This window comes from Streptomyces sp. CA-146814, from assembly GCF_050942385.1.
In the GTDB taxonomy this organism is placed as follows: Bacteria; Actinomycetota; Actinomycetes; order Streptomycetales; family Streptomycetaceae; genus Streptomyces.
This window is the reverse complement of record NZ_CP192068.1, coordinates 7,170,062-7,184,329: the sequence shown is the minus strand read 5'-3', so window position 1 is coordinate 7,184,329 and position 14,268 is coordinate 7,170,062. Positions and strand designations below refer to the sequence as shown.

The following is a 14,268-nucleotide window of genomic DNA, read 5'->3' as shown; positions in this document are numbered from 1 at the left end:
AGGAGAGATCGAGGAGGTCGTCAGGCGAGCAGCGAGCGGCCGATGATCTCCTTCATGATCTCGGTCGTGCCGCCGTAGATGGTCTGGATACGGCCGTCGGTGAAGGCCTTGGCGACCTTGTACTCGCTCATGTAGCCGTAGCCGCCGTGGAGTTGGAGGCAGCGGTCGGCGACGCGCTTCTGCAATTCGGTGGCCCACCACTTGGCCATCGAGGCGTGGACGGCGTCCAGCGTCCCGTCGGAGTGGTCGACGATGCACCGGTCCAGGAAGGTACGGGTGACGGCGCACTCGGTGGCCATCTCCGCGATCTCGAACCGGATGTGCTGGAGCTTGGCCAGCGGTCGTCCGAACGCCTCGCGCTCCTTGACGTACCGCGTGGTGATCTCCAGCAGGTGTTCGGCGGCGGCGATCCCGGCGACCGCTATGCCCATGCGCTCCTGGGCCAGGTTGGTCATGAGGTGGATGAACGCGCCGTCCAGCTCACCGAGGAGGTTCTCCTTCGGAACGCGGACGTCGTTGAAGAACAGTTCGGCGGTGTCCTGCGACTTCTGGCCGATCTTGTCGAGGTTGCGGCCGCGCTCGAACCCTTCCGCGCCCCGCTCGACGACGATCAGCGAGAGCCCCTTGGCGCCGCCGTCAGGGGTGGTCTTGGCGACGACGATCACCAGGTCGGCGAGGATGCCGTTGGAGATGAAGGTCTTCGAGCCGTTGAGCAGCCAGTGGTCGCCCTTGTCCTCGGCGGTGGTGCGGATGGCCTGGAGGTCGGATCCTGCGCCCGGCTCGGTCATGGCGATGGCGGTGATGGTCTCGCCGGAGCAGAAGCCGGGTAGCCACCGCTGCTTCTGCTCGTCGGTGGCGAGACCGGTGAGGTACGGGCCGATGATGTCGTTGTGCAGGCCGATCGCGAGGCCGGGCGCCCCGGCCCGGGTGAACTCCTCGGCCAGGACGGCGCTGTAGCGGAAGTCGGTCGACCCGCCGCCTCCGTACTCCTCGGGGACGGCGAGACCGAGCAGCCCGGCGCGCCCGGCGGCGAGCCAGGCGTCGCGCGAGACGATGCCGTCCTGCTCCCACTGCTCGTAGTACGGGAGCACCTCCTTGGCCAGGAAGGCCCGGACGGTCTCGCGGAACGCGTCGTGCTCCTCGGTGAAGATCTGGCGTTGCACGGGGTCTCCTAGTCGTGAGGGTGGGGCCGGAGCGCCGGTACGTCCCAGTCGGCGGCGACCGCCTCCGTGTCGGCGCCCGGCTGTGCGGGGCCGCTGCGGACGGAGACGGGGGTGGCGGAGAAGCGCGGGGCCGGGGCGGGCTGGGTGATGCCGCTGTGCTCGACGTAGGTGGAGCGGGCGGCGAGGTGCGGGTGGTGCGGTGCCTCGCGGAGCGAGAGGACGGGGGCGACGCAGGCGTCGGTGCCCTCGAAGACCTCGGTCCACTCCGCACGCGTACGGGTCAGGAAGCGCTCGGTGACGGCGGCGCGCAGCTCGTCCCAGCGGGCCAGCTCCCACCGGTCGGGGAAGGCGTCGGCCAGGCCGAGGAGGCCGATGAACTCGGCGTAGAACTGCCCCTCCAGCGGGCCGACCGCCATGTGGCCGCCGTCGGAGGTGGCGTAGGTGCCGTAGAACGGGCAGCCGCCGTCCAGCAGGTTGGCGCCGCGCCGGTCCTGCCAGCTCCCGGCGGCCAGCATGCCGTGGATCATCGAGGCGAGGTGGGCGGCGCCGTCGACGATCGCCGCGTCCACCACCTGGCCCGAGCCGCCCGGCGTGCGGGCGTGCTGGAGGGCGGCGAGGACCCCGACGACGAGGTAGAGCGAGCCGCCCGCGTAGTCGCCGACCAGGTTGGCGGGGACCACGGGCGGCTCGTCCGGACTGCCGATCATGGAGAGCGTGCCGGTGAGCGCGAGGTACGCGACGTCGTGCCCGGCCCGCTGCGCCAGCGGCCCGTCCTGGCCCCAGCCGGTCATCCGCCCGTAGACCAGCCTCGGGTTGCGGGCGAGGCAGGCGTCGGGCCCGACGCCGAGCCGCTCCGCGACGCCGGGGCGGTACCCCTCGATCAGGATGTCGGCGCGTTCGGCCAGGTCGAGGACGCGGTCGGCGCCGCCCTCCGCCTTGAGGTCGACCAGGACCGATCGCTTGTTGCGGTTGGTGATGTCGTACGCCGGGTCGATGCCGAGACCCGCTCCGCCGGGCCGGTCGACCCGTACGACGTCGGCGCCGAGGTCCGCCAGCAGCATCGCCGCGAACGGCCCGGGGCCGATCCCCGCCAGCTCGACGACACGGACTCCTGCCAGCGGGCCGTGCTGCCCGGTCCTTGCCATCCGTGAGCCCCCAGGGGTGTGACACAACCGATGTAACATCAATGATGCTAAGAACGGGCCCGGCTCGGCACAACCCCCTGGGCCGAGCAAGCGCTTAGTTCTTTTCCCGGCGATCCTCCCTCATCCCCGCCGGACCTTCCACGCGGCCACGCCAACACCCACGCCCCCGCCGTGCTCCCACGTCCCGGCCGTACTCCCACGCCCCGCCCCGCCGCGCGCCGCCCTCCTCCGCTAGCCTGCCTGCCACGTCTCCACCCGTCACCGCCCTCCCGGAGGTACTCGTGAACAGGCAGAACGGGGCGGCACGCCCCTTGGACGTCGTCCTTTTCGGTGCCACCGGCTTCGTGGGGGTGCTCACGGCCGAGTACCTGGCGGCGCACGCACCCGAAGGGCTGCGCTGGGGGCTGGCCGGCCGCAGCCGCACCAAGCTGGAGCGGCTGCGCGAACGGCTCACCGCGATCGAACCCGCCTGCGCCGAGCTGCCGTTGGTGGAGACCGACGCCGACGACGAGGACGCGCTGCGCGAACTCGCCGCATCCGCGCGGGTGGTGGCCACGACCGTGGGCCCGTACATCCTGTACGGCGAGAAGCTCGTCGCCGCCTGCGCCGAGGCCGGGACGGACTACCTGGACCTCACCGGCGAGGCGGAGTTCATCGACCGGACGTATGTGCGCCACGACGCGCGGGCCCGGGAGACGGGCGCCCGGATCGTGCACGCCTGCGGCTTCGACTCCGTACCGCATGATCTGGGCGCGTACTTCACGGTCAAGCAGCTGCCGGAGGGTGTGCCGCTGACCGTCGACGGGTTCGTCCGCAGCAACGCCGTCTTCTCCGGCGGTACGTTCGCCTCGGCGCTCACCGCGATGGGCCGCGGTCCGCAGATGGTGCTCGCGGCCCGGGAGCGACGCCTGCACGAGCCGCGCCAGGTCGGCCGCCGGGTCCGCACGCCCGTGGGCGCACCGCACTTCAACGGGTCCACCGGCACCTGGGCTGCCGCTGCCGACCGTGGACCCGGCGATCGTGGGCCGCTCGGCGCGGGCGCTGGAGCGGTACGGCCCCGACTTCCGCTACCGCCACTTCGCCTCGGTCAAGACCCTGCCGATGGCCCTCGGCGGCCCGGCGGCCATGGGGGCGTTGGTCGCCGCCGCGCAGATCGAAGGCGTACGGGAGTGGCTGATGGGGCGGTACGAAGCGGGGCAGGGGCCGGACGCGGAGCGCCGCGGGCGGAGCTGGTTCACCGTCCGCTTCGTCGGGGAGGGCGGCGGCCGGCGGGTCTTCACGGAGGTGTCCGGCGGCGATCCGGGCTACGGCGAGACGGCCAAGATGCTCGCCGAGTCGGCGCTCTGCCTCGCGCTGGACGAGCTCCCGGAGACCTCGGGCCAGGTCACCACGGCCACGGCGATGGGCGATGCGCTGCTGGAACGGCTGACGGCGGCGGGGCTGCGCTTCCGGGTGGCGGCGGTGCGGTGAGGCGCCGGACCGAGGTCTAGAAGATCCAGCTGGCCAGCGTGTAGAGCATCGCACCGAGCCAGACGAGGCCGACGACCCCGCCGAGGGCCATCCCGAGCGCGATGCGGCGCTGGGCGGGGGCGAGGGGCGCGGGGCGGATGGCTGTGCGAGAGGCGTTCATGCGTTCAGCCTGCCCAGCAAGATCGCTTTATGCCATCCGTACGGATACTCAATCGAATCCGGCGGAAAGCGGTGGTCCTCAGGCCGTCGCTTCCCGCAGGGTCTGCCGGGACAGGGCGTCCGCCCGGCGGGTGCTCTCCGGCTGACGAAAGCGGCGGGCCAGGCGCAGGGTGTGGGCGCAGGCGTTGTCGAGGCTGATCCGGTGGCCGACGGAGACGAAGATGGGGTTGGTGTTCTCCTGGGTGCGCAGCGCCCGGCCCACCACCTCGTCGCCGTCCACCAGCGGCGAGAAGTCGCCGCGCCGGGGGCCGGGGGCTTCGTACGAAAAGGTGAAGGGGTTCTTGCCGACACCAATCACCGGCAGTCCGGTGAGTACGCCGAGGTGGCTGGCGAGGCCGAAGCGGCGCGGGTGAGCGAGGCCGTATCCGTCGCAGATGACGAGGCCGGGGTCGACGGTGAGCGACTCCAGGGCCTCCAGCACGGTCGGGATCTCGCGGAAGGCCAGCAGGCCGGGGACGTAGGGGAAGGCGACCTTGCCGACGGCGGTGGCCTCGTCCACGGTCTCCAGCGTCTCGGCGTCCAGCACCACGGCGGCCGCGACGACGACGTCCTTCTCGTCGTCGTACGCCACGTCGACCCCGGTCACCAGACCGGTCCCGGGCGGCGGGCCCGGCTCGTCCAGCACCACCAGGCCGCGCAGGCGGTCCTGGATCGCCCGGCCCTCGGCCTCGTCTGCGGGGGTCTCATGGGCGGGGGTGGGCTGCGTAGTCATGACCTGCAGCTTAGGCGGTTCCCGGGCGTCCTCCGTCCCGTAGCCTGGCGATCATGTTCGTACTCGAATTGACCTACACGGCTCCCGTCGAGCGCGCGGACGCGCTGATGAAGGAGCACATCGCCTGGCTCGACGAGCAGTACGCGGCCGGTGTCTTCATCGCGTCGGGCCGCAAGAACCCCCGGGACGGCGGGGTGATCCTCGCCGTCGGGGAGGACCGGGAGCGGATCGAGGAGATCACCGCGGCCGATCCCTTCGCCGCGCACGGGGTCTGCGCCTACCGGATCACCGAATTCATCGCGACCAAGACCGCACCCGAACTGGCCTCATTCAAACAGGAGTTGCCCGCCCAGTAGGCCACGTGGGCCGCTCTCCCTCCGGCTTTCCGCAGGCCGGAGCGCACGCCGGTCAGGGTGCGCGGCCCAGGAGCGGGCAGGAGGGCGAGGGTACAGGAGAGCCCGGAGGAGCAGCGGGGCGTGGGCGGTGACGCAGCTCACGCCACCCGCCGGTGCACGGATCGATGCGTTCCGTCGTCTACTCCAATGCCGGGAACCGTTCACCCAGCCGCGAGAGGGAGCAGGTCTTGTCCAGCCTTATCGAGCAGTCCGTGCAGGCCCGCATGGTCGCGTCCGCCCCGCGGATGGAAACCCTGCCGGCCACGCTGAGTTACGACCGCAAGGACCCTTTCGCCGTGCGGATGGCGTTCCCGGCCCCGGCGACGCTGGAGGGGACCGAGGTGTCGTGGGAGTTCTCCCGTGAGCTGCTGACCGCGGGCATCGACACGCCTGCCGGCGAGGGCGACGTGCGGGTCAGGCCGTTCGGGTACGAGCGGACGGTGCTGGAGTTCCACGCGGCCGAGGGCATCGCCATGGTCCACGTACGCACCGCTGAGCTGCGCCGCTTTCTGGAGCGGGCGCAGGAGCTGGTGCCGGTGGGCGACGAGTACCGCCATCTGGACCTGGACCGGAGCCTGACCGATCTGCTCGGCGGCACCTGCTGACCGGCGGACCACCGCCGCTGTAACCGAAAATCGTTTGCCGGGGTGCGCGCCCCGGTTCTACCTTCGTGATGTTCCTGTTGTCGTCGGATCGGAGAGGGACGTTGCTGATCTGAGCTCCCCGCACCGTGCGGCGCCCGCCACGCCTTGTCGTGGCCGGAGGCGCCCGTGTGCGATCTCAGCTCGCCGGCCGTCCTCCTGCCCTCCTCCGACGTACACGGGAGATCCGTATGTCTGCTTCCGACACCCATATCAGCTGTGCCTCCCTCGCCTTCGCCTGGCCCGACGGCACCGAGGTCTTCTCCGGCTTCGACCTCACCGTGGGCCCCGGCCGTACCGGGCTGATCGGGCTCAACGGGTGCGGTAAATCAACCCTGTTGCGGCTGATCGCCGGTGAACTCACGCCGCTGGAAGGCGAGATCAGGATCCGTGGCGGACTCGGATACCTGCCGCAGACCGTGACGCTGGACACCGCGCTGCGGGTCGATGAGGTGCTCGGCATCGCGGAGCGGCGCGCGGCGATCGACGCCGTCGCGGCGGGCGACGTTCGCGAGGCGCTGTTCACCGTGATCGGCGACGACTGGGACGTGGAGCAGCGCGCCCGCGCCACGCTGGACGGGCTCGGCCTCGGCCGTATCGGCCTGGACCGCACCGTCGGCGAGATGTCCGGCGGCGAGTGCGTGCTTCTGCGGCTGGCGGCCCTGCTGCTGGCCCGCCCGGGGGTGCTGCTGCTCGACGAGCCGACGAACAACCTGGACGCGGTCGCCCGCAGGCGGCTGTACGACGCGGTCGACGCCTGGACCGGTGCGCTGCTCGTGGTGAGCCACGACCGGGAGCTGCTGGAGCGGGTCGACCGGATCACGGATCTGCGCGAGGGCTCGGTCACCTGGTACGGCGGAAACCTCTCCGCGTACGAGGAGGCGCTCGCCGTCGAGCAGGAGGCGGCGCAGCGCATGGTGCGGGCCGCGGAGTCCGACGTACAGCGGCAGAAGCGCGAACTGGCTGACGCCCATATGAAATTGGCCCGGCGCAGGCGCTACGGGCAGAAAATGTGGGACACCAAGCGCGAGCCCAAGGTGGTGATGGGACAGCGCAAGCGGTCCGCCCAGGAGTCGGCCGGCAAGCACCGCATCCTGCACACCGAGCGGCTGGCGGAGGCCAGGGAGCGGCTCGACGAGGCGGAGTCGGCGGTGCGTGAGGACGAGGAGATCCGTATCGAGCTGCCGGCGACACGCGTCCACCCGGGCAGCGAGGTGCTGCTCCTGCGGGATCCGGTCCCACCCTACGGACCCGCTCTGCAGGGGGAGTTGACGGCGCGCGGGCCCGAGCGGATCGCGCTGACCGGGCGCAACGGCGCCGGCAAGACGGCGTTGCTGCGGACGATCGCGGGCGAGCTGGCCCCGCTCTCCGGCGAGGCGGTGACGCCGCTGCCGCTGGGCTTCCTCCCGCAGCGGCTGGACACGCTGGACGACGCGCTGTCGGTGGCGGACAACGTCAAGCGGTCGGCCCCGGGCCTGAGCGACAACGTCGTCCGGGCCCGGCTCGCGCGGTTCCTGTTCAAGGGAGGCGCCGCCGACCACGCGGCCGGGACGCTGTCGGGCGGGGAGCGGTTCCGGGCGACGCTGGCGATGCTGCTGCTGGCGGACCCGGCGCCCCGGCTGCTGTTGCTGGACGAGCCGACGAACAGCCTCGATCTCGCCAGCGTACGGCGGCTGACCGAGGCGCTGGAGGCGTACGAAGGGGCGCTGATCGTGGCGAGCCACGACGTGCCGTTCCTGGAGTCGATCGGGATCACCCGGTGGCTGCGGCTGGACGGGGAGCTGCGGGACACGACTCCGGAGGAGGTGCGAGCGGGGCGGTGAACGGCCCAAAATCCGCGGGAAAAGGCGACAGAAGCTGTCGGGTATCCCGCCTAGCGTCGCCGGTATGGATCACAGCACCGGACGCAGCACCACCACGAACGGCCACCACTCCCCCGAGCGCTCCATCGTCATCACCGGAGCGCACGAGAACAATCTGCGCGACGTCTCGCTCGCCCTGCCCAAGGGCCGCATCACCGTCTTCACCGGGGTCTCCGGCTCGGGGAAGTCGTCGGTCGTCTTCGACACGATCGCCGTGGAGTCGCAGCGGCAGCTGAACGAGACCTTCACCTCGTTCCTGCGGAACCGGCTGCCGAAGTACGAGCGGCCACGGGCCGAGTCCATGGAGGACCTGTCCGTGGCCGTCGTCATCGACCAGAAGCCGCTGGGCGGCAACATCCGCTCGACCGTGGGCACGGCGACGGACATCTGGTCGGTGATCCGGGTGCTGTTCTCCCGGTACGGGACACCCAGCGCCGGCGGAGCCACCGCGTACTCCTTCAACGACCCGACGGGGATGTGCCCGGAGTGCGACGGGGTGGGGCGTACCGTCCGGCTCGACCTGGACCGGGCGGTCGACTGGTCGAAGTCGCTGAACGAGGGTGCGCTGCTGCTGCCCGGGCTCGGGGTCGGCAGCTGGGAGTGGAACCTGTACGGCGGGTCGGAGCGGTTCGACAACGACCTGCCGCTGCGGGAGTTCAGCGAGGAGGACCGGCAACTCCTGCTGTACGGGTCCGGGTTCACCGTCCGGCTCGACATGCGGACGGGGTCGGCGGACATGCGGTTCGAGGGGGTGGTGACGCGGTTCGAGCGGCTCTACCTCAAGCGGGACACGGCGTCCCTGTCGGACAAGCGGCGTGCGGCGGCCGACCGGTTCACCGTCGAGCGGGTCTGCGCCTCCTGCGGTGGTGCGCGGCTGAACGCGGCGGCGCTCGCCACCCGCATCGACGGGCTGTCGCCGGCGGACTACGGGCGGATGGAGGTCGCCGACCTCGTCTCCGTCCTGGCCGACATCGACGATCCGGTGGGCGGTCCGATCGCGGCGGCGGCGCGTGAGCGGCTGGAGCGGCTCGTGGGGATCGGGCTCGGCTATCTCAGCCTGGACCGGGAGACGACCACGCTCTCCGGCGGTGAGGGGCAGCGGCTCAAGATGGTGCGGCACCTGGGGAGTTCGCTGACCGGGCTGACCTTCGTCTTCGACGAGCCGAGCGTCGGGCTTCATCCACGGGACGTCGGACGGCTCGGCGATCTGCTGGTGCGGCTGCGCGACAAGGGCAATACGGTGCTGGTCGTCGAGCACGACCCGGATGTGATGGCGGTCGCGGACCACATCGTCGACATGGGACCGCGCGCCGGAGCGGAGGGCGGCCATGTGGTCTTCGAGGGGCCGTTCGACCGGCTGCGCGAGGCGGACACGCTCACCGGCCGCTGCCTGCGTCAACGGACGCGCGTCAAAGACGCGTTCCGCTCCCCCACCGGCCACCTACCGGTCAGTGGAGCCGATCTGCACAACCTGAAAGGGCTCGACGTGTCGTTCCCGGCCGGGGTGCTGACCGTGGTGACCGGGGTCGCGGGTTCGGGCAAGTCGACGCTGGTGTCGGAGGTGTTCACGGCGGCCCACCCGCAGGCCGTGGTCATCGACCAGAGCGCGATCACCGCCTCGTCCCGCTCGACCCCGGCCTCGTACATCGGCGCACTGGACACCATCCGCAAGGTCTTCGCCCGGGAGAACGGCGTGGACGCCGGGCTGTTCAGCTTCAACTCCGCCGGAGCGTGCCCGGGTTGCTCGGGGCGCGGGGAGATCTCCACCGACCTGGCGTTCATGGACCCGGTCACCACGACCTGCCAGGAGTGCGAGGGCCGCCGCTTCCACGACGACGTACTGAAGCACCGGGTCGACGGCCGGTCCATCGCCGATGTGCTGGAGATGACGGCGGCGCAGGCGGTCGGACTGTTCGAGGACCGCGCACTGCTGCGGAAGCTGCGCACGCTGGACGAGGTCGGCCTCACCTACCTCACGCTCGGCCAGCCCCTCAGCACCCTCTCCGGCGGCGAGCGCCAGCGGATCAAGCTCGCCACCCAGCTGCACCGCACCTCCAGCGTGTACGTCCTGGACGAGCCGACGACCGGACTGCACCTGGCCGACACCGGCGCGCTGGTGGATCTGCTGGACCGGCTCGTCGACGCGGGGAACACGGTGATCTGCGTCGAACACAACCTGGAAGTGCTCAAGCGGGCGGACTGGGTGATCGACCTCGGCCCGGACGGCGGGAAGAAGGGCGGCGAGCTGGTCTTCGAAGGAACGCCGGAGGGGCTGCTCGCGGACCGCACCTCGGTTACCGCCCGGTATCTGCGCCGGGACCTCGGCCTGCCTGAAGACCGCCACTGACCTGCGGAGATCCGCTGGAGCTCACGGAAGTCCGCCGCGAGCTGCGCGCATAACGGTACGTAATCGGGTGCCCGCGGGGACGGGCTTGGCCTACCCCTTACCGTCGCCTTAACCTACGGTCACGTAACCTACGAATCCGTAGGTAACTCCCGTCCCCCACTCCCGTCCCCAGGAGCTCCCCGTGACGATCACCTCTCCCCACCTCGGCAGTTCGAAGGCGTGGACCGACGCCCAGCTGCTGTACGCGCTGGAAGAGGTGGTGGAGAAGGAGCTCAACCGCCATCTCAAGGTCGCCAAGGACTGGATGCCCCACGAGTACGTCCCCTTCTCCGACGGACGGAACTTCCCGGGCATCTTCGAGGACGGCGAGGCGTGGGCGGCGGACCAGTCCAAGGTCACCGACATCGGCAAGATCGCGCTCGTGGTGAACCTCCTCACCGAGGACAACCTCCCCAGCTACCACCACGAGATCGCCTCCCTCTTCGGCCGCGACGGCGCCTGGGGCACCTGGGTGCACCGCTGGACGGCGGAAGAGGGCCGCCACGGCATCGTGATGCGTGACTACCTGCTCACCTCGCGCGCCGTCGACCCGGACAAGCTGGAGCAGTTCCGCATGGCGCACATGGCGGAGGGCTTCGAGTCGGACAACCGGCACTCGATGCTGCACTCCGTGGCGTACGTCGCCTTCCAGGAGCTGGCCACCCGCGTCTCGCACCGCAACACCGGCCACCAGTCCGGCGACCCGGTCTGCGACCGGATGCTGGCCCGGATCGCGACCGACGAGAACCTGCACATGGTCTTCTACCGCAACCTGTTGGGCTCCGCCTTCGAGCTGGCCCCGGACCTGACCATGCAGGCCGTGCGCGACGTCGTCGTCAACTTCCGGATGCCCGGCCACGGCATGCCCGGCTTCGAGCGGGCCGCCGCGCAGATGGCGATCGGCGAGATCTACAACATGCGCATCCACCACGACGACGTGATCCAGCCGGTGCTGCGCTTCCTGAAGGTCATGGACATCGACGGGCTCGGCCCGGAGGGCGCGAAGGCGCAGGAGGAGCTGGGTCTGTACATGGGCGGACTGGACAGCGAGGCGTCGAAGTTCGACGAGAAGCTCGCCGCCCGCAAGGCGCGGATGGCCGCGCGCGGCCGGGCCTGACGCCCCCTCACCGATCCCCCTTGCCGTTCAGCGCCCCGGTCAGCCGGCCGTGGCGCTGACGGACGGGCGGCACCGACCGGAATTCCGCCTACCCCGACTGTCGGCAAGCTCACCACCGCTACCGCCGACACGCACGTGGCATCGGTGACGGCCCCCGCCACCGCGCTGGCTGCACACGCCGAACCAGTCCGCAAGAGGGCGTCTCCGGACGTATTCAAGGCCGGAGATGGCAGCGCCCCAAGGACGGAGGCGAGTATTCAGCCAGCCCCAAGCAGCGGCAAATAGGCAATGTGTCGCCAGAATTCCCCTATTGCCCCATCCAGGAGAATTCCCACCTATGCACCTTGCATGGTTGACGCGAGTGGGCCGCACGGAGCTGAAACGTGAGCGAACGATACGCGAATGCAGCGTAACTGGCGGTAACTTTGTGTAAAGGGATGACAAATTCCTCACCGCTCACGGGACATAGAGGCCATAGGCACCAATCTCGCCATTGAGGGCACTTGTGCGTGACGGATCGGACCCACCGCCCCTCACCCCCTCCACTGCATTCCGGGCTCGCGGGCGCGAATCCGTCCTTGCGTCAGCACCTTGCACCGTCAACGATTCCAGCACGCAGCTTGTCAGGTTCACGCCCAATGATCGTTGGGTGGGAACCTCTCGCGCCAACAGCCCCACCTCACCCGACCGGGGCTGCCCCCCATACCTCGGAGGACCTCGTGACCTTCAAGCGCTTCTCGCCGATCAGCGGCATGCCCAGACACGCACGGCTCCTCGCCGTGGCGTCCGGCCTGGTGGCCGCCGTGGCCCTGGCGACACCCTCGGCCGTCGCCGCTCCTGAGGCGGAGGCCAAGGCGACCGTTTCGCAGCTCGCCGACGCCAGCTCCGCGGTCCTCGCCGCCGATGTGCCGGGCACCGCCTGGTACACGGAGGCAAGCACCGGCAAGATCGTGCTCACTGCCGACAGCACCGTGTCGAAGTCCGAACTGACCAAGATCAAGAACGCCCTGGCATCGTCCAAGGCGGAACTCACGGTCAACCGCACCGAGGGCAAATTCAGCCCGCTGATCGCCGGCGGCGAGGCCATCACCACCGGTGGCAGCCGTTGTTCGCTCGGCTTCAACGTGTCGGTCAACGGCGTCGCCCACGCGCTGACGGCTGGCCACTGCACCAACATCAGCGCCAACTGGTCCATCGGCACGCGGACCGGAACGAGCTTCCCGAACAACGACTACGGGATCATCCGCCACTCCAACCCGGCGGCGGCCGACGGCCGGGTCTACCTGTACAACGGCTCGTACCAGGACATCACGACGGCGGGCAACGCTTTCGTGGGCCAGTCCGTCCGCCGCAGCGGCAGCACCACCGGGCTGCGCAGCGGCTCGGTCACCGGCCTCAACGCCACGGTCAACTACGGTTCCAGCGGGATCGTGTACGGCATGATCCAGACCAACGTCTGCGCCGAGCCGGGCGACAGTGGTGGCGCGCTCTTCGCGGGCAGCACCGCTCTGGGTCTCACCTCCGGCGGCAGCGGCAACTGCCGGACCGGCGGCACGACGTTCTACCAGCCCGTCACCGAGGCGCTGAGCGCGTACGGGGCGACCGTCCTGTAGCTCAGTCGGCGGGTCTTCGGGCGGACGGCCGACCGAGCGCACGAGAACCCGCGCGACGGCACACTCCGGCGCACCGTGCCCATCACGGTGTGCCGGGGTGTGGCGCCCCCTGCCCCGCCTCTCCTCGTCACCTGCGGCCTCACCGACCTGGGCGCCGGACCGCCGACTTGAGGAACGCCCTGCACTCTCTGCGCGGCAAACCGCTCGGTCAGTTGAATCCCCGGGCTGTCAGGGGGTAGACGGTCGCTGCTTGACATCCGTCACGTAGCGCCGGAACGCTGCCTCGCCGCAGCCTCATGCACTCAGAGGTGCACCATGTCCGAGGTCATCGAAACCCCAGTTGATACACCATCGGACGATCGGGCCGAACTCGATCCGGATGTGTGCGAGAGACGCTCCCTGCGGCTCAGGCGCAGGCTGGAGCGGCTGATCGGGATCGCGGCGACCGAGGGGAACTCGCTGCTCCCGCTCCGCAACGGCGACCAGATCTTCGGCGCGATGCTGAAGGCGATCCGCGAGGCGGAGCACACCGTGGACATGATGACCTTCGTCTACTGGCGGGGTGACATCGCCCAGGAGTTCGCCGAGGCGCTCGCGGAGCGGGCGCGGGCCGGTGTCCGGGTGAGGCTGATGCTCGACGGGTTCGGTTGCCGGCTGATCGAGAAGGGTCAGCTGGACATGATGGACGAGGCCGGGGTGACGGTGGCCTGGTTCAGGAAGCCGCTCTATCTCTCGCCGCTCAAGCAGAACCACCGCTGCCACCGCAAGGTCCTCATCACCGACGAGTCCACCGCGTTCACCGGCGGCGTCGGGATAGCCGAGGAGTGGTGCGGCGACGCGCGCAACGAGCACGAGTGGCGAGACACCCATGTGCAGGTCCGCGGGCCCGCCGTCGACGGTCTGGCCGCCGCCTTCGCGCAGAACTGGGCCGAGTGCCAGGACGAACTGTTCGACGAGCGCGACCGGTTCGTGGCGAGCGACCACCACGGTGACGCGGTCGTCCAGGTGGTGCGCGGCTCGTCGTCGTTCGGCTGGCAGGACATGCAGACCCTGATGCGGGTCGTCCTCCAATCCGCCGAGGAGCGCATCCGCCTCACCACCGCCTACTTCGCGCCCGACGACTACTTCACCGGGCTGCTCTGCGCCGCCGCCCGGCGCGGGGTGGAGGTCGAGATCCTGCTGCCGGGGCCGCACACCGACAAGCGGGTCTGCCAGCTCGCCGGGCAGCGGCACTACGAGGAGCTGACGGCGTGCGGGGTGAAGATCTACCAGTACCAGCCGACGATGATGCACGCGAAGGTACTCACGATCGACCGGGTCGCCTCGCTCATCGGCTCCACCAACTTCAACCGGCGCTCCCTCGAACATGACGAGGAGGTCATGCTCGCGGTCATGGACCGGGAGTTCACGGACGCGCTCGACGCCCACTTCGACGAGGACCGCGAGAAGAGCGTGCTGATCGAGCGGGGCCGGTGGAAGCGGCGCGATGCCCTCCAGCGGGTACGGGAAGCAGCCGTCGTACCGATCCGCCGCTACCTCTGACCC

Annotated in this window: 11 protein-coding genes and 1 pseudogene; 8 read left to right on the top strand and 4 right to left on the bottom strand. The window is 70.3% G+C overall.

The annotated features are described in order from the left end of the window. Nucleotides 1-20: 20 nt before the first annotated feature. The gene (locus tag ACQP09_RS31725) at nt 21-1,163 is read right to left on the bottom strand and encodes an acyl-CoA dehydrogenase family protein (protein WP_380948989.1); all 1,143 of its coding nucleotides are present in this window, start codon (nt 1,161-1,163) and stop codon (nt 21-23) included. 8 nt (nt 1,164-1,171) lie between these two features. Beyond that, nucleotides 1,172-2,308 carry a CaiB/BaiF CoA transferase family protein gene (locus ACQP09_RS31720; protein WP_433405942.1) on the bottom strand — a complete coding sequence of 379 codons (1,137 nt, stop codon included), beginning with the start codon at nt 2,306-2,308 and terminating at the stop codon, nt 1,172-1,174. Between the two features lie 281 nt (nt 2,309-2,589). Between ACQP09_RS31720 and ACQP09_RS31715 the strand changes: the two are divergent. Then, nucleotides 2,590-3,778 (top strand): annotated as a pseudogene (locus tag ACQP09_RS31715) (saccharopine dehydrogenase family protein). Between the two features lie 16 nt (nt 3,779-3,794). Here ACQP09_RS31715 and mmpA read toward each other — a convergent pair. Both mmpA and ACQP09_RS31705 read right to left on the bottom strand, forming a co-directional pair. After that, nucleotides 3,795-3,938, bottom strand: a complete 144-nt coding sequence (gene mmpA, locus ACQP09_RS31710) for a morphogenic membrane protein MmpA (protein WP_432148681.1) — start codon at nt 3,936-3,938, stop codon at nt 3,795-3,797. A gap of 78 nt (nt 3,939-4,016) precedes the next feature. Then, a complete protein-coding gene (locus ACQP09_RS31705; RefSeq protein WP_433405940.1) occupies nt 4,017-4,709 on the bottom strand; it encodes an endonuclease V in 693 nt (230 codons plus the stop codon). Between the two features lie 53 nt (nt 4,710-4,762). Here ACQP09_RS31705 and ACQP09_RS31700 point away from each other — a divergent pair, with 53 nt between their 5' ends. The 7 genes from ACQP09_RS31700 to ACQP09_RS31670 all read left to right on the top strand — a co-directional run bounded on the left by ACQP09_RS31700 (nt 4,763) and on the right by ACQP09_RS31670 (nt 14,265). Next, complete coding sequence (locus ACQP09_RS31700) at nt 4,763-5,065, top strand: YciI family protein (protein ID WP_433405938.1); 303 nt, start codon at nt 4,763-4,765, stop codon at nt 5,063-5,065. Nucleotides 5,066-5,292: 227 nt separating this feature from the next. Further along, nucleotides 5,293-5,709 (top strand): SsgA family sporulation/cell division regulator, encoded by a 417-nt coding sequence (locus ACQP09_RS31695; RefSeq protein WP_432148684.1) that lies wholly within the window; start codon nt 5,293-5,295, stop codon nt 5,707-5,709. Nucleotides 5,710-5,936: 227 nt separating this feature from the next. Then, nucleotides 5,937-7,568 (top strand): ABC-F family ATP-binding cassette domain-containing protein, encoded by a 1,632-nt coding sequence (locus tag ACQP09_RS31690; RefSeq protein ID WP_433405937.1) that lies wholly within the window; start codon nt 5,937-5,939, stop codon nt 7,566-7,568. Nucleotides 7,569-7,632: 64 nt separating this feature from the next. Continuing rightward, the gene (locus ACQP09_RS31685; protein ID WP_433405935.1) at nt 7,633-9,954 is read left to right on the top strand and encodes an ATP-binding cassette domain-containing protein; all 2,322 of its coding nucleotides are present in this window, start codon (nt 7,633-7,635) and stop codon (nt 9,952-9,954) included. 181 nt (nt 9,955-10,135) lie between these two features. Beyond that, on the top strand, nt 10,136-11,110 hold the full coding sequence (locus ACQP09_RS31680) for an acyl-ACP desaturase (RefSeq protein ID WP_433405933.1): 975 nt from the start codon (nt 10,136-10,138) through the stop codon (nt 11,108-11,110). Nucleotides 11,111-11,829: 719 nt separating this feature from the next. Beyond that, nucleotides 11,830-12,723 carry a S1 family peptidase gene (locus tag ACQP09_RS31675; protein WP_433405931.1) on the top strand — a complete coding sequence of 298 codons (894 nt, stop codon included), beginning with the start codon at nt 11,830-11,832 and terminating at the stop codon, nt 12,721-12,723. Nucleotides 12,724-13,038: 315 nt separating this feature from the next. Then, the gene (locus ACQP09_RS31670; protein ID WP_433405929.1) at nt 13,039-14,265 is read left to right on the top strand and encodes a phospholipase D-like domain-containing protein; all 1,227 of its coding nucleotides are present in this window, start codon (nt 13,039-13,041) and stop codon (nt 14,263-14,265) included. The last annotated feature ends 3 nt before the right edge of the window (nt 14,266-14,268 follow it).

Excerpts from the sequence above, each read along its gene's own strand:
- ACQP09_RS31720 (WP_433405942.1), bottom strand. The coding sequence starts at position 2,308 with ATGGCAAGGACCGGGCAGCACGGCCCGCTGGCAGGAGTCCGTGTCGTC.
- mmpA (WP_432148681.1), bottom strand. The coding sequence starts at position 3,938 with ATGAACGCCTCTCGCACAGCCATCCGCCCCGCGCCCCTCGCCCCCGCC.
- ACQP09_RS31705 (WP_433405940.1), bottom strand. The coding sequence starts at position 4,709 with ATGACTACGCAGCCCACCCCCGCCCATGAGACCCCCGCAGACGAGGCC.
- ACQP09_RS31700 (WP_433405938.1), top strand. The coding sequence starts at position 4,763 with ATGTTCGTACTCGAATTGACCTACACGGCTCCCGTCGAGCGCGCGGAC.
- ACQP09_RS31690 (WP_433405937.1), top strand. The coding sequence starts at position 5,937 with ATGTCTGCTTCCGACACCCATATCAGCTGTGCCTCCCTCGCCTTCGCC.
- ACQP09_RS31685 (WP_433405935.1), top strand. The coding sequence starts at position 7,633 with ATGGATCACAGCACCGGACGCAGCACCACCACGAACGGCCACCACTCC.
- ACQP09_RS31670 (WP_433405929.1), top strand. The coding sequence starts at position 13,039 with ATGTCCGAGGTCATCGAAACCCCAGTTGATACACCATCGGACGATCGG.